At 29.1% G+C, this 18,740-nt stretch carries 18 protein-coding genes and 3 riboswitches; of the genes, 1 reads left to right on the forward strand and 17 read right to left on the reverse strand.

Going from position 1 to position 18,740, the window contains the following annotated elements:
* Positions 1-20: 20 nt before the first annotated feature.
* From ACQ3F0_RS08660 to ACQ3F0_RS08670, 3 genes are all read right to left on the reverse strand, one after another.
* Positions 21-857: a YjjW family glycine radical enzyme activase gene (locus ACQ3F0_RS08660; protein WP_428864826.1), complete on the reverse strand. Its 837-nt coding sequence runs from the start codon at positions 855-857 to the stop codon at positions 21-23.
* Positions 850-2,343: a YjjI family glycine radical enzyme gene (locus ACQ3F0_RS08665; RefSeq protein ID WP_428864827.1), complete on the reverse strand. Its 1,494-nt coding sequence runs from the start codon at positions 2,341-2,343 to the stop codon at positions 850-852. The genes ACQ3F0_RS08660 and ACQ3F0_RS08665 overlap by 8 nt, the downstream gene beginning before the upstream one ends.
* 300 nt (positions 2,344-2,643) lie before the next feature.
* A complete protein-coding gene (locus ACQ3F0_RS08670) occupies positions 2,644-3,513 on the reverse strand; it encodes an AraC family transcriptional regulator (RefSeq protein WP_428864828.1) in 870 nt (289 codons plus the stop codon).
* A 144-nt stretch (positions 3,514-3,657) separates the two neighbouring features.
* On the opposite strand from ACQ3F0_RS08670, the gene ACQ3F0_RS08675 reads away from it, so the two are divergent.
* Positions 3,658-4,449: an alpha/beta hydrolase gene (locus ACQ3F0_RS08675; protein ID WP_428864829.1), complete on the forward strand. Its 792-nt coding sequence runs from the start codon at positions 3,658-3,660 to the stop codon at positions 4,447-4,449.
* A 233-nt stretch (positions 4,450-4,682) separates the two neighbouring features.
* Here the strand turns inward: ACQ3F0_RS08675 and thiI are convergent, their stop codons facing one another.
* The 14 genes from thiI to glgB all read right to left on the reverse strand — a co-directional run bounded on the left by thiI (position 4,683) and on the right by glgB (position 18,733).
* On the reverse strand, positions 4,683-5,831 hold the full coding sequence (thiI, locus tag ACQ3F0_RS08680; RefSeq protein ID WP_428864830.1) for a tRNA uracil 4-sulfurtransferase ThiI: 1,149 nt from the start codon (positions 5,829-5,831) through the stop codon (positions 4,683-4,685).
* A 2-nt stretch (positions 5,832-5,833) separates the two neighbouring features.
* Complete coding sequence (locus tag ACQ3F0_RS08685; protein ID WP_428864831.1) at positions 5,834-6,967, reverse strand: cysteine desulfurase family protein; 1,134 nt, start codon at positions 6,965-6,967, stop codon at positions 5,834-5,836.
* A gap of 233 nt (positions 6,968-7,200) precedes the next feature.
* Positions 7,201-8,211, reverse strand: a complete 1,011-nt coding sequence (gene asnA, locus ACQ3F0_RS08690; RefSeq protein ID WP_428864832.1) for an aspartate--ammonia ligase — start codon at positions 8,209-8,211, stop codon at positions 7,201-7,203.
* 294 nt (positions 8,212-8,505) lie between these two features.
* Positions 8,506-9,267, reverse strand: coding sequence for an ABC transporter ATP-binding protein (locus tag ACQ3F0_RS08695; protein WP_428864833.1), 762 nt, complete (start codon positions 9,265-9,267; stop codon positions 8,506-8,508).
* A gap of 12 nt (positions 9,268-9,279) precedes the next feature.
* Positions 9,280-10,290 (reverse strand): ABC transporter substrate-binding protein, encoded by a 1,011-nt coding sequence (locus ACQ3F0_RS08700; RefSeq protein WP_428864834.1) that lies wholly within the window; start codon positions 10,288-10,290, stop codon positions 9,280-9,282.
* A gap of 22 nt (positions 10,291-10,312) precedes the next feature.
* On the reverse strand, positions 10,313-11,068 hold the full coding sequence (locus tag ACQ3F0_RS08705) for an ABC transporter permease (protein WP_428864835.1): 756 nt from the start codon (positions 11,066-11,068) through the stop codon (positions 10,313-10,315).
* Entirely contained in the window at positions 11,040-11,330 is a 291-nt protein-coding gene (locus ACQ3F0_RS08710) for an MTH1187 family thiamine-binding protein (RefSeq protein WP_428864836.1), read from the reverse strand. Before ACQ3F0_RS08710 ends, ACQ3F0_RS08705 begins: the two co-directional genes overlap by 29 nt.
* A gap of 52 nt (positions 11,331-11,382) precedes the next feature.
* A riboswitch (TPP riboswitch) is annotated at positions 11,383-11,489 on the reverse strand.
* Positions 11,490-11,559: 70 nt separating this feature from the next.
* Complete coding sequence (locus ACQ3F0_RS08715; RefSeq protein ID WP_428864837.1) at positions 11,560-12,228, reverse strand: DUF2726 domain-containing protein; 669 nt, start codon at positions 12,226-12,228, stop codon at positions 11,560-11,562.
* A gap of 204 nt (positions 12,229-12,432) precedes the next feature.
* Positions 12,433-12,780, reverse strand: a complete 348-nt coding sequence (locus ACQ3F0_RS08720; RefSeq protein ID WP_428864838.1) for a DUF1292 domain-containing protein — start codon at positions 12,778-12,780, stop codon at positions 12,433-12,435.
* Between the two features lie 164 nt (positions 12,781-12,944).
* On the reverse strand, positions 12,945-13,772 hold the full coding sequence (locus ACQ3F0_RS08725; protein ID WP_428864839.1) for a MetQ/NlpA family ABC transporter substrate-binding protein: 828 nt from the start codon (positions 13,770-13,772) through the stop codon (positions 12,945-12,947).
* Between the two features lie 16 nt (positions 13,773-13,788).
* Complete coding sequence (locus ACQ3F0_RS08730) at positions 13,789-14,451, reverse strand: methionine ABC transporter permease (protein WP_428864840.1); 663 nt, start codon at positions 14,449-14,451, stop codon at positions 13,789-13,791.
* Positions 14,452-15,459 carry a methionine ABC transporter ATP-binding protein gene (locus ACQ3F0_RS08735; protein ID WP_428864841.1) on the reverse strand — a complete coding sequence of 336 codons (1,008 nt, stop codon included), beginning with the start codon at positions 15,457-15,459 and terminating at the stop codon, positions 14,452-14,454. It abuts the gene before it with no gap.
* Positions 15,460-15,543: 84 nt separating this feature from the next.
* Positions 15,544-15,642, reverse strand: a riboswitch (SAM riboswitch).
* A gap of 65 nt (positions 15,643-15,707) precedes the next feature.
* A riboswitch (SAM riboswitch) is annotated at positions 15,708-15,805 on the reverse strand.
* Positions 15,806-15,869: 64 nt separating this feature from the next.
* The gene (locus tag ACQ3F0_RS08740) at positions 15,870-16,772 is read right to left on the reverse strand and encodes a metal ABC transporter solute-binding protein, Zn/Mn family (RefSeq protein WP_428864842.1); all 903 of its coding nucleotides are present in this window, start codon (positions 16,770-16,772) and stop codon (positions 15,870-15,872) included.
* The gene (gene glgB, locus ACQ3F0_RS08745) at positions 16,769-18,733 is read right to left on the reverse strand and encodes a 1,4-alpha-glucan branching protein GlgB (RefSeq protein ID WP_428864843.1); all 1,965 of its coding nucleotides are present in this window, start codon (positions 18,731-18,733) and stop codon (positions 16,769-16,771) included. The genes ACQ3F0_RS08740 and glgB overlap by 4 nt, the downstream gene beginning before the upstream one ends.
* Between the last annotated feature and the right edge of the window lie 7 nt (positions 18,734-18,740).

Below are 18,740 nucleotides of genomic sequence, written 5' to 3' on the forward strand. Positions count from 1 at the left end.
GTGTATGTATCTTTTTATTTTTATACTAATACTATATTTTCACATCCATTATCATGAGCGATACATCTTAACTCGTTCATCATTTCATCTGAAGGGGTATAGCTATTAATTAATTCTATTCTAACTCCCATTGATCTATATTTAATAATTTTATATCTTATATTAGAATCTAAAGAAACTATTAATTTGCTAATTTCTCCAACATTAAAACTATTGTCTAGCACTTTTGGTACAATAACTGTCCTTACTTCATATAGTTTATTTATAGATGCTAGATACTTAATATTTTTAATAACTATCTCGTTACTCATCCCCGTAAGCATTTTATGTTCTTTTAAATTAAATGATTTTAGGTCAACCATAAACATGTCCGTTACAGAAATCAATTCTTTCTCTTCCCATAATGGTATCGATCCATTAGTATCTATATAGGTAGTTAGTCCTAATCCTTTTACTTCTTTAAATAATTCAATCAAAAAAGGAATTTGCAAAGTACATTCTCCACCTGATACAGTTATCCCAGAAATAAAAGGTTTTATTTTTTTTATTTCTTGAATCACTTCATTTAATTCTAATATCTTGGCTTTTGGTGAACTATTAATATCACAAGTTTTTAAACAATTGTCACAATTAATACAATTTTTCTCATTCCATTTAACTTTATTTTTTTCTATAGTTAGTGCATTTGAAGGACATGCTTCTACGCATGCCCCACAATTTATGCAATGATTTATTGTTTCAGGATTGTGGCAATATAAACAATTAAAATTGCAACCCTGCAAAAATATTGCTACTCGATTACCTGGTCCATCTACAGAACTAAAGGGTATAATACGATTTATATAGCCCTTAGTCATTTTTTCTAACCTTTCTATTTAGAACATTGCAGTTGTTTGCAGCTCCCATTCCTAAGACTGTTGTATCTCTAAGAACTGCTTCTCCTCTTTCTAATTTTTTCATTTCAGATTTTTTAACTAAATAACCAGTTATTCTAATAACATCACAATCTGAAGAATAGAGTGAAAAATATCTCATTTTCTGACTAAAAGCACCTTTAATTATATCAAGAATAAATTCCGGATTTTTCTTTGATGTCTCATCAAAAGCAAAAATATCTCCTATTCCCGAAGGAAAAAATTTATGGAATTCTGCTGATTGAATTATATGATCATATAGTTCTGGCTCCTGACCAATTGGTATACGACATCCTGGGCTAACACCAAGGTCTGTATCAATTCCTACTTGAGCATGAAGTAAAAAATTTCCTTCAGAAACTTTACAATAAGGATTTACATGTTTTTTAACCTCATTATATAACTTTTCAATTATTTCATATCCAAATTTATTAGCTTTATCACTATGCCCAAATTTATCATTAAGTTCAACTGCATTAGAAAGTTCATTAACGCATTCCGCTAATCCAACCAATCCAAACATTGCAGTGAATTTATCTTTGCTTATAAAACCTTCTTTTACCAAGAAATGTGTTTTGAAGAAAGGAGTTTCTTCAACAATAAATTTTATTCTCTCATCCATATATTCATTCATAACTTTTACAGCATGTGGAAGCTTATTGTTCATAAAATCATCAATACTATCAGCACTTTTAGCTAAGTTTGCCAAATTTAATCTACTAAGAGTATAACTTCCTCCTCCAATATATAATCCATTATAACAGCTAACAATAGCATAATTTTCTCCTAAATCATCAATAAAAATCTTATCATTTGCAAAAGATGGTTTAGCTGTAACTAAAGCAGTTTTTATACTTTCAATAGCTAATTCATCAGGAGTATTACTATTATATTTTAAAGTTATATTTGGTATAGAAGTTTCTAACTCGCGAGTAGCCTTTAAAATAAGCATTGCAGCTTTATTAGTGTCTGGTCCAATATTAGCATGGCAAAAAGAATCAGTAATCGTTCTATCAATATGCATTAAGAAAAGTTTTATAGCTTTATACGCTTCTTCTTCATCTTTTATAAATGGATCCAATAACTTATCTATATTCCCTATATAGACAGGGAAATTAGTTATTGATGGTACATGCTTATAAAATATTAAAAGAGCATTAACAGCTTCCCAAATATCAGAAGGTGGTGTCAATTTCAAAAAATCGCAACCTTCCTTTATCAGCTTTTCATAATCAGGAACAATATATCTAGGTCTATATGGAGCATTACCCTCAAATAAATCACATATTATACCTTCATCTTTTAGTTTAATAAAATCCTCACTGTAATCTAAAACACTCAATGAATTTTCTGCGGCCTTTGCTAAAGCATTAACTCGTTGCTCAAAAGTCAACGTTTCAGCTTTAATGATTTGTAAAATTTCATTCATTTAAACAACCTCACTCTCAAAATTGGTTTTTAACCATGAGCTTGTTGGTTATTTAACATACAATTGATTATTTGTACTATTACAAATAAAGCTCAATAATTATAAATTGTATGCTGTTAATTACAATATATCAATTTTTAATATCTTTTGCAACAGTTAACCCTTTGGTTTTATATTCCTCCATTTAATTCATAATGTGTATAAGAGACGTCGTAACTATTAAAATTAAAAGTACGAATAATATTCATTAAAAATTGAATAATAAAATGGTTAGCAAAGCTGAAGAAGCTAACCATTTTATTATTTGCAATGAGTTTCTTTAAATTTTGTTGGTGAAACATTATAATACTTTTTAAATAAACGACTAAAATAGTTTATACTATCAAATCCACATCTTAATGCTACTTCAGTTATATTCAGATCGCCTTTATTAAAATATTCAACAGCCTTTTCCAATCTTATTCCATTAATATAATCTGTAGTTGTCTTCCCTGTCATTTGCTTAAAAAGTCTGCAAAAATGATAGGTACTAATATGTAGAATATTTGAAAGATCCTCAGTGTATATTTTTTTAGAGTAATTCCTGTCTATATATTTAAATATCAAATCAAAACGTTTCAAATTATTTGCTTTTGAAATAAGTTCTTTTCTTGTAAAATATTTTCCAATGTATTTTCTTAACATAAGGACAATTAATTGGTAAATTAAAGACTTTACAGCAAGTTCGTATCCGATTTTCCTCGAAAAATATTCTTGTATTGTTGTGGTGACACAGTCCAATATCTGTTTATCATTTTCAATTAAATTTTGAAAAGATATTTGATTTCGTGACAGTGGTGAAAGGAATTTTGTCTGGCATAAATCAACTTGATTACTGAACAAGAATGAAGAATCGATACGAATTGTATAAAACTTCAGATCGTCACTTAAACTTTCAAGTGAATGTAGTTCATTATTGTTAATGACTATTATACTGTCAATTGTAACATAGTAACGTTTTTTATTACATTCAACTAAAGCCTTGCCTTCAGTAAAAAAATATAGCTGCATATTTTCATGCCAATGTGTATTAAATTTTCTTCCTTTCTTGAAATTTTCTGACAGAAATATATCTATACCCAAATTTGAATTTGGCATTTTTTTATAATAATAAGTTTGCAAATTTTTCATATCTATATCCTTATATCAAAATTGTGCTAAATTTCAGCAATACAATTCTTGAATAATATTGCAAATATAATTATTATAATACAAGTACTTTCTATTGTAAACATAACAATTTAAGTTCAAAATTTCAAATGAGGTGGTACAAAAATGAATAAATCAAAAGTAGAAAAAGTGAATTTTTATAGCAATGTACTTGGTAAAAAGATGTCAATGTTGGTGTATTTACCTGAATGTTATAATAATTTAACTTCTCTACCTGTATTATATTTTCTACATGGAAGAAGTGGGAAAGAAAATATAATGTTTGAATTGGATATAAACACTAAAGCTGATCAAATGATAAAAAGTGGAGAAATTAAACCTATGATAATTGTATGTCCAAGAATTGAAAACAGCCGTGGCTTGAATTCATCTTTAATATGTAAAGAGGTACTTGATCCTGGAGATAATAATAGAATTATAAATTTAGGAATGTATGAAGATTACTTTATGAAAGAGTTAGTACCTTTAACAGATAAAACTTTTAATACTATAAAAGATAGAAAAGGAAGATATATAGGAGGTTTATCTGCTGGTGGTTATATAGCTCTTCACAATACATTTCGACATCAGCATATGTTTTCAAAAGTAGGAGGGCATATGCCTGCTTTAGAACTGGAACTTGAAGATGAAGACAAGTCATATTATAAAGACATGTATTCATGGGAAAAATATGATCCAATATATATTGCAAGAAACAATAATATTTCTTCTGATATTGATGTTTATCTTGATGCTGGAAATAAGGATGAAGGGAGATTTTATGAAGGCTGTTCAATTTTACATAAAATATTGAAAGAAAAAGGAATAAATTCTCAAAATTTTGTATTCACTGGTAATCATAGTGCTGAATATATACAATCAAATATTGAAAAATATTTGAAATTTTATGGATGTTAATATATTGTGGAAAGGTCTTGTTTAATTTATACAGGTATAAAAAAATAATAAACCACTTTCTATAGATTAATATATACGGCGACTTTCGCATCATTAAATACTGCAGAACTGTTTGTTTTTTTCGACTCAATTTCTGAATACAAATCTATTTAAAAGGCGAATCTTGATTCGCCTTTTATTTCAAATCCCCATAAAACATCAATCCCACTACACAATAAACATACCAAGCTCTTTTAAAGTTCCTTATAAATCTCAACATTCTCAACAGCTTCATCAACTAACTTATCAATTTCTAGTATAGCTTCTGATTTTCTAATGTTTTCTACTCTTGGTTTTGTTTTTGGATGCTTTGGTAAAAATATTGTACAGCAATCTTCATAAGGAAGTATAGATGTTTCATATGTATCTATTTCCCTGGAAATATCCATGATATCTATTTTATCCATAGCAATTAAAGGCCTAAATACTGGCCTATCCGCCACATCATTACTAACCATTAGTCCTTCCATTGTTTGACTTGCTACTTGACCAATACTCTCGCCTGTAGTAATAGAATTGACATTATATTTCTCTGCCAATTCACAGGCCACTCTCATCATAAATCTTCTCATTATTATAGTAAGCTCATCTTCTCTACATTTATCTCTAATATCTAGTTGTATTTCAGTGAAAGGTATTACATATAGAGTTATTGTTCCTGTATAACTCTTGAGAATTCTAGCAAGTTCTTTAACTTTTTCTTTAGCTCTTTCACTTGTATATGGATGACTATGAAAGTATACACATTTTAACTCTACACCTCTTCTAGCCATTAAATATCCTGCAACTGGCGAATCAATTCCTCCTGAAAGCATAAGCATTGTACTTCCATTCATGCCATAAGGTAATCCTCCAATGGCTTTTATCCTTTCAGAATAAACATAAGCACTATTCCTTATTTCAATATTTACCCTGCATTGAGGATTATGAACATCAACTTTAATTTCATCCACATTTTCTAATACGTAGGCACCAATATCTCTACTTAACTCCATAGAATTCAATGGAAATGATTTATCTGCTCTTTTACCTTCAATTTTAAAAGTATTACACTTTCCTTCTTTCACTAATTTAACAGCAAGATTACCTATCAATTCCATATCCACATCTACCTGATATACTATACAAACCTCAGATACCCCAAATACTTTACTAACTCTATGAACTAACTCTTCAACATTCTCAGAATGTATAAACCACCTACCTCTATCTACAATAAATCCATATTCAATGCCTTTTAGTACAGCTTTAATGTTATTCTTTAATTTTTTTTCAAATTTATTTCTATTTAAACCTTTAAGAAAGATTTCTGATGCCATCTTTACTAATAACAATTTTCTCATCTTTACACTCTCCTTAAAAATTTCAAGCTATTATTTAAAATATCATATAAATAATCAACTTCTTCAATGGTATTTTTACTATTAAAACTAAACCTTATAGTACCTTCAATTTCTTTTCTTCCTATACCTATTCCTTTTAGCACGTGACTACCTTTAGTATTTTTTGAAGAACAAGCTGAGCCTGTTGATACAAAAATATTTTTTTCTTCCAATAAATGCAATAACACTTCCCCTCTTATTCCTTTAAACGATACACTTAATATATAGGGAGAAAAATTATCTGTTAATTTACTATTGATTTTTATGTCTTCTATACTAGACAGTTTTTCAATAAAATATGATTTAAGATTAAGTACTTTTTGATAATTGCTTTCTAAATCCTTATATATCATTTCTGTAGCCTTTGCAAATCCAGCAATTCCAGGAAGATTTTCCGTACCCGCCCTAAAGTTTCTTTCTTGTCCTCCTCCTAATATAATAGACTTTGGTATGAGCCCTTTTTTTATATATGCAATTCCTACACCTCTTGGTCCATGAATTTTGTGTCCACTTGCAGAAAGCAAATCTATTTTAGATTTTTTAACATCTATTGTATATTTACCAAAGCTCTGAACCGCATCAACATGAAATTTTGCTCTTCTACTTTTTTTCTTTAAAATGTTCCCAATAGTCTCAATATCTTGAACAGAACCTATTTCATTATTTACGTGCATTATGCTCAGCAATGTTGTTTTATCTGTGATACTTTCTTCTAAGGTTTTTAAATCTATTTGTCCATTCCTATCCACCTTAATATATGTAACACTACAATTATTTTTTTCTAATTCTTTAAAAGTATTCAATACACTAGGATGTTCAATATCATTTGTAATTATATGTCCATTATTTCCAACAAATCCTTTTATTAAAAGATTATTTGACTCAGTTCCACCAGATGTGAAAATAATTTCATCTTTACTACAATTTAGAACTTTTGAAACTTCTATTCTACTTTGTTCCATTTTTTGTTCAGCAATAATTCCAAGCTTATGAGCGGAAGATGGATTACCATAATAATTCCTCATAACATCGGCTACCTCGTTGATTACTTCATCATATGGTTTCGTTGTTGCTGCATTATCAAAGTAAACTTCCATAAAAGCACACCCTTTCTACTACTATTTATTGTTTCCATTATTCTGTACATTAAAACACTATTTATATTAATTACCCTTGAAATATGCTTATAAATATTTTATTATGCAATATTTACTTTTACTATACATTTACTAGGTTTTAATTCAGAGCGGTTAGTAGTTTTGATTATATAATAAAATGGAATAAAATAAACGGCACATTAATGCGCCGTTTATTTTATTCCATATTGAAATTATAATAATAATATATTTTTTTCTTTACATTCCGCAATTACTTTATCTGACCATACAGAAGCTTGAACTTCTCCAACATGAGCCTTTCTTAAAAAGAACATACATATTCTTGATTGGCCAATACCTCCACCAATAGTATAAGGTAATTCACCATTTAATAACATTCTATGAAAATCTAAACTTTCTCTATCACTACAACCGCTTATTTCAAGTTGATTTCTTAAAGCCTTTTCATCAACTCTTATTCCCATAGATGATAATTCAAGTGCACAGTTTAATATCGGATACCAGAATAATATATCCCCATTTAAATTCCAATCATCATAATCTGGTGATCTACCATCATGTTTAGAACCAGAGTTTAGTGTTCCTCCGATTTGCATAACAAAAACTGCACCTTTTTCCTTAGTAATTTCATTTTCTCTTTCTTTTGGACTTAATTCAGGATATTTATCTTCAAGTTCTTGTGATGTTACAAAAGTAATATTTTCAGGTAAAAACTTTTCAATTTCAGGATATAAACTATTAACATAGTTTTCTGTTTCTTTAAATACACTATAAATTTTATTTACAGTATTCTTCAAAAATTCTAAATCTCTATCTTTTTTGTTAATCACTTTTTCCCAATCCCATTGGTCAACATAAATAGAATGTAAATTGTCTAATTCTTCATCTCTTCTTATAGCATTCATATCAGTATATAAACCTTCTCCAACATTGAATCCATATCTATATAAAGCCATTCTTTTCCACTTAGCTAGTGATTGTACAATTTCTAAATCTGAATCTTTAACATCAAGGGCATCGAAACTTACTGGTCTTTCAATTCCGTTTAAATTATCATTTATCCCAGTATTCCTTCTAACAAATAATGGTGCCGAAATTCTCATTAAGTTTAATGCTTCAGATAAACTTTTTTCAAAATAATCTTTAGTTTTTTTTATACCTATTTCAGTTTCTCTTAAATTTAAAACAGGATTGTAATCCCCTAATTGTATTTTATTTTCCATGCTTTCTTTACTAAGGATATAGTTAAAATTACTAACCTTAATAAAGATTCACCCCCTTTAGTTCTAATTTAGCAATAATATTCTTATTTCTTAATCAATTATAACATATATGTCAACATTTTTTGATAATTTTATAACTTAATTTTTATTTTTTTTATTATTTTATAATTGTATGGTTAAACCACAAAAGTAAGTTGAACTAAAATCGACTACAGTATCATTTTTTTATTTTAATGCTACTAAACGTAAAAAAAATACCGATAAAGTTAAAATTAACTTCATCGGTATGTAAATTTATATTTCTCCAAGAGCATTCATCAATATTTTTTTATACTTTAAAAATTCTGGAGTCACTACAATGTCTTTTTCCCTAGGTCTAGAAAATTCAATATTTAATTCTTCTATTATTTGTGCAGGTCTTTCGCTCAAGACGTAAATTCTATCTGATAAATATATAGCTTCTTCAATATCATGAGTAATAAACATTACTGTTCTTTTAAACTGATTCCATATATCCAAAAGCCATTCTTGCATTTTAGATCGGTTTATTGCATCTAATGCTCCAAAAGGCTCATCCAGTAGCATTATCTCACTATCTATCAATACTGTCCGTAGAAGCGCTGCTCTCTGCCTCATTCCTCCTGATAATTCCTTTGGATACGCATTTTCAAATCCCTCAAGTCCAAATATGGGCAACAACTCTTTAACTTTATTTGAAGCTTCTTTTTTACTATATCCTTGTAATTCAAGGGGTAGCCTTACATTTCCTATTAAAGTACGCCAAGGCATTAAAAGATCCTTTTGATGCATATAACTCATTTTCTTCTTTATTTTTTGTAACGGCTCTCCACCAATTTCTACTCTTCCTTTATATTCTTGCTGTAATCCCGTCAATATATGAAAGATTGTGCTCTTTCCACATCCACTTGGACCTATAATTGAAATAAATTCACCTTCATCTACAAATAAATTAATCTCCTTTAACACACTCAGCTTATCATTATTAGAAATAAAATCTTTATGTAGATTCTTCAAAAGGATTTTAGGTTTATCCATTTAAAATACTCCTTATTTTTTAGGCAAAAACTTATTAGTAAATGCTTTTTCTGTATCAATTTTTTCAGAAATTAATTCATTATCAAAAAGCCAGTTTGTATAGTTATCCCAAACTTCTTTCTTTTGCACTCCCCATTGTGCAGCATCATCTTTATATTTTTTGCTTAAAAATTCTTGGCTTGCAATTACTAAATCTTTATCTAATTCAGGTGCATTAGCGATTAAAATAGTAGCAGCTTCACTAGGATTTTGTATTGCTTCTTCATAACCTTTCGCAGTAGCAGCCATAAAGTTTTCAACTAATTCTTCATTATTATTTATATTTGATTCATTAGTAATAATTACTGGAGTATAGTAATCTAGTGCAGCTTCTTCCTTACCTAAATCAACATAATTTAATTCTATGCCTTTTAATTTAGCTTCAACCCCAGTCCATCCTTCAAAAATCCATGCAAAATCTATATCATTTTCGCTAGAAGCAAAGAAGTCTGTTGCTCCACTAGTTAAAATCTCTACTTTATCAACATCAGCTTCATGCTTTTCCATCAAAGCCTTTAATGTTGCTTGTTCTATTGGTGAACCCCATCCGCCATATTTCTTTCCTTCAAAATCTGCTGGAGTTTCTATCCCTTTATCTTTAATAGAAGCAAAGCCAGAAGTATTATGCTGGATAACAGCTGCAATAGAAACCACTGGTACACCTTCCAATCTAGCCAATGTTACTGCTTCCTGATAACTAATTCCAAATTGTGCAGTATCTGCTGCAACTAATTGCTCTGCTGTTCCACTTGATGGCTGAACAATTTCAACCTCTAATCCCACTTCTTTATAATACCCTTTATCCTTAGCTACATATAGTCCAGTATGATTTGTATTTGGTGTCCAATCTAAAGTAACAGTTATTTTTTGTAATTCTTTTTCTTTTTCTACAGTTTCAGGTTCATTATTATTAGCAGCACATCCTGCTAATACCATTGTAGATAACAATACAGTTGTTACTAAATAACTTATTTTTTTTAACATTTTTTTCTCTCCTCTGTTTATCTTACCTATTCCAAGGCATTATTATTTTTTCTAAAAGTTCTATTAACTTAAAAAAGATTATGCTAATGAAAACAACTATTACTATGTCTGCAAATAAAGCTTCGGTTTTAAAAGAACTCATAGCACGTGTCATATAAACCCCTAAACCGCTTTTAGCTCCTATCCATTCTCCAATTACGGCTCCCATAATACTGTATGTAGCTGCAATTTTAAGCCCTGAAAAAAAAGATGGTAAGGTAGCTGGCAATTGTACTTTTGTGAAAATATCCCACTCACTAGCCTTCATTACTTTCATTATATTTACCATGTCTTTATCAACTCTTTCCAATCCCTCAGTAACGCTGATAACTATTGGAAAGAAGCATACTAACATAACAATTACTATTTTAGGAAGAATATCAAATCCTAACCAAATCATAAATAATGGTGCTAATGCAATAATAGGTACAGTTTGTGAAATAATAAAAATTGGATATAAAATTCTTTTTAATAATTTGAACTTGTTAATTAAAGCTGCTAATACAACAGCAAAAATAGTCGCCATTATAAACCCCATTGATGCTTCAATCAGCGTAGTCTTAGCATGCATTAATAATACAGTTTTTGTTTCTATTAGTGAATTTATTATTATCGTTGGAGCTGGAAGTATATACTTAGGTACCTCAAATTTATTAATAATTACTTCCCATAAAACAATAAGAAATATAATGAAAAGACTAGGTAAAACTTTACTTTCTGTATTTTCCAACCTTCTCATTCATAGTCACACCCTCAGGTTTATAGTCAATTTTCACCATGGAAACCACTCTACTAGCGCCTTCATTGACACATATACTTTGAGCTTCTTTTACAATATTCAACAATTCATCTAACTCGCCTTCCATAGTTGTTTCCATTGGTCCTACTTCATATTTTACCCCACTTTTTTGTATCAATTCTATTACCTTGTCTACTACTGGGTAAATTCTTTCTTCTGGAACAACAGGTAATATTTGTAGACTTACATTTACAACTGACATATTAAATCCTCCCTTTTCTAAAACAAAAAAACTGCTACCTTGAATAGGCACCAGTATACTACTAACTTTTTCCTACGCTGGCATTATCCAGATCAGGTTCATGGTCGGAATTTTCGTATCCCCTCTCAGCCAAAAACATTAGCTCCCAGATTATTATTTTTTCAATTGTTATTATATACTCTTTTTTGTAATTAATCAAGATTGTACTTACAAAAATTTAACTTTTTCATCATAAAACACTCAATTTATAGGTTCTTTTTAAAACTTCCTTGCACTTTGGATAATTAGAACATAAATAAAATTCTTTTCCTTTATTACGCCCTCTTCTTGTTTTTCTAAGTATCATCTCAGCTCCACAAACAGGACATAATAGTTTAACATTTTTATTTCGCTTTATATTGGATTGATTTTTGTCCATTTTTATCAATGAATCAGTTTCAATGGTGGCAACTACACAATCGATACTTCTTTCACTTTGAACAAATATCAAATCTAATTTTTCTTTTATCTCTTGTATTTCATACTTTTCCTTTTTCTTAAATCTTAATAAAGGCAAATTGGCCTCATTAAAAAGTGTATTTAGTATGCGATCTCTTTCTATTCTATTCATACGGTTATACGATTCCTCTTCTAATTCTATTCCCAAAATAGGTATTAAATTATTAGAGCTACATATTAAAAAGTCTATAGGATTCATAGTTATCTTGTTTATATTTTTATAATTACCTTTTTTTTCTTCAAATATTTCCATAAAAATTTCATTAATTGCCACTTTAGGGCATATCATAGTATCGTCCTGGATAACTTTTCTTAAACTACTGTAAAAGGCTAATTCTGTTTGAGATAATAACTGTTTTTTAGAAACATACATGTGCTTTTTATTGTTTATAAACATCATATCTATTCTCCTTTTTTATTATCAAAAAACTTTAATACATTATCAAACTTCAGTTAATATTATACCATATTTTTCTATATATTGGTATATTTTATATTTCGTGCTTCTGCTTACTATTAAATAAACTAATAAAAGACTGAAAATAGATTTTATAATTACAAATCTATTTCCAGTCCTTTTTAATTAGATATTCTAAATTTAATGTTATTTTTCTTTATTTGCTTCTTCAAACATTTCTTCATCCGCTTCTTCATCTACCATATCCCAAAAAGCATCACTAACTTTTTCAAATTCAGCATCATCTTCGATATTATTTAAAGCTACTTCTTCTCCATTTTCTTCATATCGGTATAATAAAACATCTTCTTCTTCCATAGGAAGCAATGCTATATATTCTCTCTCATCACAAGGGAAAATACCTACTACATTACATTTTAATTCTTTGTCATCGTCTAAAATTAAAGTCATTATTGACATGTCTTCACTTTCATGATTACAGTTACAGTCATGATCATGATTATGTTCGTTACAATTACAATTATGTTTATCCATTTTTAGTTCTCCTTTTGTTTAACTTAAATTAAACTTATTTTCTATTACAATGCTATTAAATCACGCCACGAAATAGTTTCTTTTCAACTGACTTCTTGGCTTAATCATTACTATATTAGTTGATATATCTATAAATTGCAATAGGCAAATAAAATTTTCTTTATTTAATTAAACGCTGGAATTATTGCTCCCTTATATTCTTTAGTAATAAAATCCTTAACTTCTTCAGAATTTATAGCATTTATCAATTCTATTATTTCTTCCTTATCTTTATTATCAGGTCTTGTTGTAACTATATTAGCATAAGGAGAATCAGCATCTTCTATAAAAATTGCGTCTTTTGTTGGATTTAAGTCTGCTTCTAATGCAAAGTTTGTGTTTATTATTGCAAAATCCACATCTATAAGAACTCTTGGTAATTGAGCAGCCTCTAACTCTTCAAACTGCAAATTCTTAGGATTTTCTATAACATCAAGTGGTGTTTGAGTAAGTCCATTTTCATCTTTTAATTTTATTAAACCTTGTTTTTGTAAAAGTAGTAATGCTCTCCCCTCGTTAGTTGCATCATTTGGTATTGCTATTATTGCATTATCTTTTATTTCATCTTTTGATTTAATATTTTGCGAATATGCTCCTAAAGGTTCTACATGAACTTTTGCAACTGAAACTAATTCTACATTATTACTCTTTGAAAATTCATCCATGTATGGCACATGTTGAAAGAAGTTTGCATCTAGTTCTTTATCATTTAATGCCATATTTGGTGTTACGTAATCTGTGAATTCTTTTATTTCTAATTCTATTCCTTTTTCCTCTAGCAAAGGTTTTACTACATTAAGGATTTCTACATGTGGCACAGGTGTTGCACCAATAACTATTTTTTTCTTTTCGCTTCCGCTTGCTTGTTGCCCCTTATCACTTTTAGATGAACAGCCTCCCAATACTAAAGTAAAAACTAATAAAATAATTAATAATAATCCTGATTTTTTCATTATAAATACCCCCTATTTATCTTTTATCTATTCGTTTTGCTATAAAATTCCCTGTACTTTGAATGATTTGAACAAAAATTATCAATATAATTATAGTTCCTATCAATACATCAGTTCTAAATCTTTGATAACCGTATCTTATTGCTAAATCTCCTAGACCACCTCCTCCAATGGCTCCTGCCATAGCAGAATATCCAAGTAAATTTATAATTGTAAGTGTCAACCCTAAAATTAAGGATGGCATTGCTTCTGGAATTAATACTTTAAATATTATTTCTTTATTTGTTGCTCCCATGGATAAAGATGCTTCTATTATCCCCCATGGCACTTCTTTTAAGGAGGATTCAACTATTCTTGCAACAAAAGGCGTTGCTGCTATAGACAAAGGAACAATTGCTGCTGTAGAACCAATTGCAGTACCCACTATCAATCTTGACAGTGGAAATATAGTTATTATTAAAATTATAAAAGGTAGAGATCTCATTACATTTATGATGTATCCTAAAAATCCATTTACTTTCTTATGTTCCCATATATGATTTTTTTCTGTAATCACAAGTATTACTCCTAAAGGCAATCCTAATACAAGAGAAAATACTGTAGAGAAAAATACCATATATATAGTGTCAAATAGTGATGGTAATATTAAATTAAATAAATTAACAATATTGTATAACAATTAAATCACCTCAACCTTCAAATTATTCATATTTAAATACTTTATTGAAGATAGAACATCTTTTTCTTGTCCAGAAATTTTTACTACAAGATGTCCTAAATTAGTATCTTGGATATTTTCAATATTTCCAGCTAATATATTTACATCAACATCATGTTTTTTTACCATATTGGAAATAATCGGTTCTTCGGATCTATTTCCCAAAAAAGATATTTTTAGTACATTTTCATAAATCTCCTTATTTTTGATTAGAATCTCTTTAGGAACATAGAGAATATCATCCTCTAGAAAACTTTTTAAAGTTTCAGTTTTAGGATTTGAAAATACTTCTATAACGCTACCGGCTTCTACTATTTGTCCATTTTCCATTACTGCAACCTTGTTACATATATTTTTAATAACATTCATCTCGTGTGTAATAACAATAATTGTTATACTAAATCTTTTGTTTATACTTTTAAGAAGATTCAATATAGATTGTGTAGTATTGGGGTCAAGTGCCGAAGTAGCCTCATCACACAAAATTATTTTCGGATCATTTGCTAGTGCTCTAGCTATACCAACTCTTTGTTTTTGTCCACCTGATAATTGGGAAGGATATACATCTTTTTTATCAAAAAGATCTACGACTTCCAAAAGTTCTTTTACTTTTTTATCTATCTCTGTTTTTTTTAGCCCAGATATTTTTAAAGGAAAAGCAATGTTTTCATAAACTGTGGAATTCATTAACAGATTAAAATTCTGAAATATCATCCCAATTTTTTTTCTTGTTTCTCTTAACTCCTTTGGATTTAGCTTTGTTATATCTTTTTCATTTATTAATATCTCTCCACTTGTAGGTTTTTCTAGCATATTAATGCATCTAACAAGTGATGATTTTCCCGCACCACTTAGCCCTATAATTCCATATATATCTCCATCTTCAATTTTCAAGCTCACATTTTTTACGGCATCCAATGTACTGGTTTTGGATATATATGTTTTACATAAATTCTTAATTTCTATCAATCCATTCTCCCCCTTGATTATCATGTTACTTTTTACATTAAAACAAAAGACCTCTTTCATACCGAAAGAAGTCAATATATCTTAACATTATCTCTCAGCAAATGCTGTAGGACTTGGCACCATTACAAAAATGCTGGTTGCCGGGCTTCACAGGGCCTATCCCTCCACCTCTCTTGATAATTTTATTATTTAATTTTTGAACAATAAAAAACTTCTTTCATTTCACCGAAAGAAGTTGGATTCAAATCACATTATCTCTCAGCAAATGCTGTAGGACTTGGCACCGTTGCAAAATGCTGGTTGCCGGGCTTCACAGGGCCTATCCCTCCACCTCTCTTGATAATTAATATTCAATTTAAGTACATAGAGTATTATATTAAACATAAAACAAAATGTCAACATTTAATTTATTATTGGAGCACTTCTCTAAATTTATTTTTTATTTCTTCTAAATTTCCCAAATAATTTTTTGCTAAAGGAGCTACTTTAACTGTTACTCCCCCAATTTCTTCAGCAATAGTTTCTGCTTGTTTACTATCAAATTCTTCTTGGTAAAAAACAACTTTTATCTTCTCTTTTTTTGCAAAATCAATAACTTCTTGTATTTTCCTAACAGTAGACTCCTTACCATCATCTTCTATTGCAATCATATTTAACCCGTAATCTTTTGCGAAATATCCAAAAGATGGATGATAAATAATAAATGAGTTGTTCTTTATATTATTTAATGATTCTCGTATTTCTTCGTCTATTTTTTTGATTTTAGCTATATATTCTTCAGAATTTTTAATATAAGAATTTTTATTATTGGAATCTACTTTAATTAACTCATCTCTTATACATTCTATCATAAGTATAACTCTTTTAGGTGATAGCCATATATGAGGGTCTTTAGCACTATGTTCTACACTTTGGAAATATAGATGAGGATAAACCTCCTCAACTTTGTTATCTAGTGAAATTATCAATATGTCTTTATTAAAGTCTCTGATACTAGGCAAAATATTAACTTCTTCAGTTGATACTCCAATAGAAAAATACATTTTAGCTTCACTTAATTTAGCCATTTGTTTAGGTGTTGGCTGGTAATTTGCTGGACTATATCCAGGAGGAATCATAGTGATAATATTTACATTATCACCTGCCACAGCCCTAACAAATGTTTCTTCTGGTACAATAGAAACTGCAACTGTAATTTTTTCTTCATTACTAACTTTTTTATTAGATTTATTTGATGTACTCTCTTTACAACCACTTAAACTAATCACAATAGTAATTATAATTAAGAATATTATATTCTTAACCTGCTTCATATCTTTTCTCCTTCTAATATTAAACTTTTAACTTTTTCTTTCTTCTGTTTAGGTTTTAGGACCAACATAGCCAAAGGTGGAATTTTTGTTTTTATATGATATGGTTGATTATTCCATTTTTCTTGGTTTGCTTTCATAATGCCCTCATTTATTTGCCCTGATCCATTATAATCGTCTTCGTCACTATTGAAAATTTCTACATATTCAATATTTTCTGGAACCCCAACCTTATAATCGTAGTAAACAACAGGAGTAAAATTACATATAAATATTAGATAATTACTATCTGTTTTACCCTTCCTAATAAAAGATATAATACTTTGTTCATAATTTGAATGGTCTATCCATTCAAACCCATCATATCCATGGTCTTTTTCCCAAAAAGCACTTTCTTTCTTATAAAGCATATTTAACTCTTTAACATAGTGTTGTAGTTTTTTATGTGGAGGATATAAAAGTAAAAACCAATCCAGCTGTTGGTCAAAATTCCATTCTATGAATTGACCAATCTCTCCACCCATAAATAACAATTTTTTTCCTGGATGACCCATCATATAACCATAAAATAATCTTAAATTCGCAAATTTCTGCCAATAATCTCCTGGCATCTTATCTAAAAGAGATTTTTTTCCATGAACTACTTCATCATGGGATAGTGGCAAAACGAAATTTTCTGAAAAAGCATAGAGTAATGAAAATGTTATTTTATCATGATGCCATTTTTTATATATGGGATCTAGTTGCATATATTTTAACATATCATTCATCCATCCCATATTCCATTTGTAATTAAACCCCATTCCCCCTATATATGTAGGAGCTGTAAGCATTGGCCAAGTGCTTGAATCTTCCGCTATTACCAAAGGATTCTTGACATACTTAAATATTGCTTCATTAAGTTTTTTAAGAAAATCTACAGCTTCAATCTTCTCATCTCCACCATATTTATTTTTTATTTTTAAATCAGATTTCATTCCATAAGTTAAATATAACATATTAGCGACTGCATCTACTCTTATTCCATCAATATGATACTCTTTAAACCAAAAAATAGCATTTGATATTAAATAACTATGTATTTCTAACTTTTCAAAATCAAAGTTTGATGTTCCCCAATCATAATTTTCACCTATTAAAGGGTTTGGATGTTCATAAAGATGTGTACCATCAAAGTTATATAACCCATGAGCATCTTTACAAAAATGCCCAGGAGCCCAGTCTAAAATAACTCCTAATCCCTTTTCATGAAATTTATCAACTAAATACATAAAATCCTTAGGTGTCCCATACCTTGATGTAACAGCGAAATATCCTGTTGATTGATACCCCCAAGAAGCATCTAAAGGATGCTCCATAATTGGAAGTAGTTCCACATGAGTATACCCCATAGATGCTACATACTCTGGAAGTTCTTCTGCCATATCTCTATATGTATAAAATTGTTTTTTTGAATCCTCGTCTTTAGTCTCAACATCATGTGTTTTCCAAGAACCTAAATGAACTTCATAAATATTAACTGGTTCAGAATAAATATTACTTTTTTCACGTTTTTTTAACCATTTATCATCTTTCCAGTTATATCCTTTGTAATTATACACAATAGATGCATTCTTAGGACGAAGTTGTGAATAAAAAGCACATGGATCCGCTTTTAGAACTGGATTTTTCTCATTGCTATTAAATACTTCGTACATATAACTGTCGCCCTCTTGAATATCTTGTATAAAAAGCTTCCATATACCAGAATTTTCAATTTTTTTCATAGTATATTTTTCGCCATTCCAATTATTAAAACTTCCTACAACTCGAATTTTCTCAGCATTTGGAGCCCAAACAGAAAAAAGAGCTCCCTTCACTTCATCACTCTCCTTTATATGACAGCCTAAAAACTCATAACTATGATAATTAGTTCCTTCATGAAAACAATGTATATCAAATGATGATAAAGAAATATTTTGCATATTTACA

This window comes from Clostridium sediminicola (assembly GCF_050402865.1).
Taxonomy (GTDB): domain Bacteria; phylum Bacillota; class Clostridia; order Clostridiales; family Clostridiaceae; genus Clostridium_AF; species Clostridium_AF sediminicola.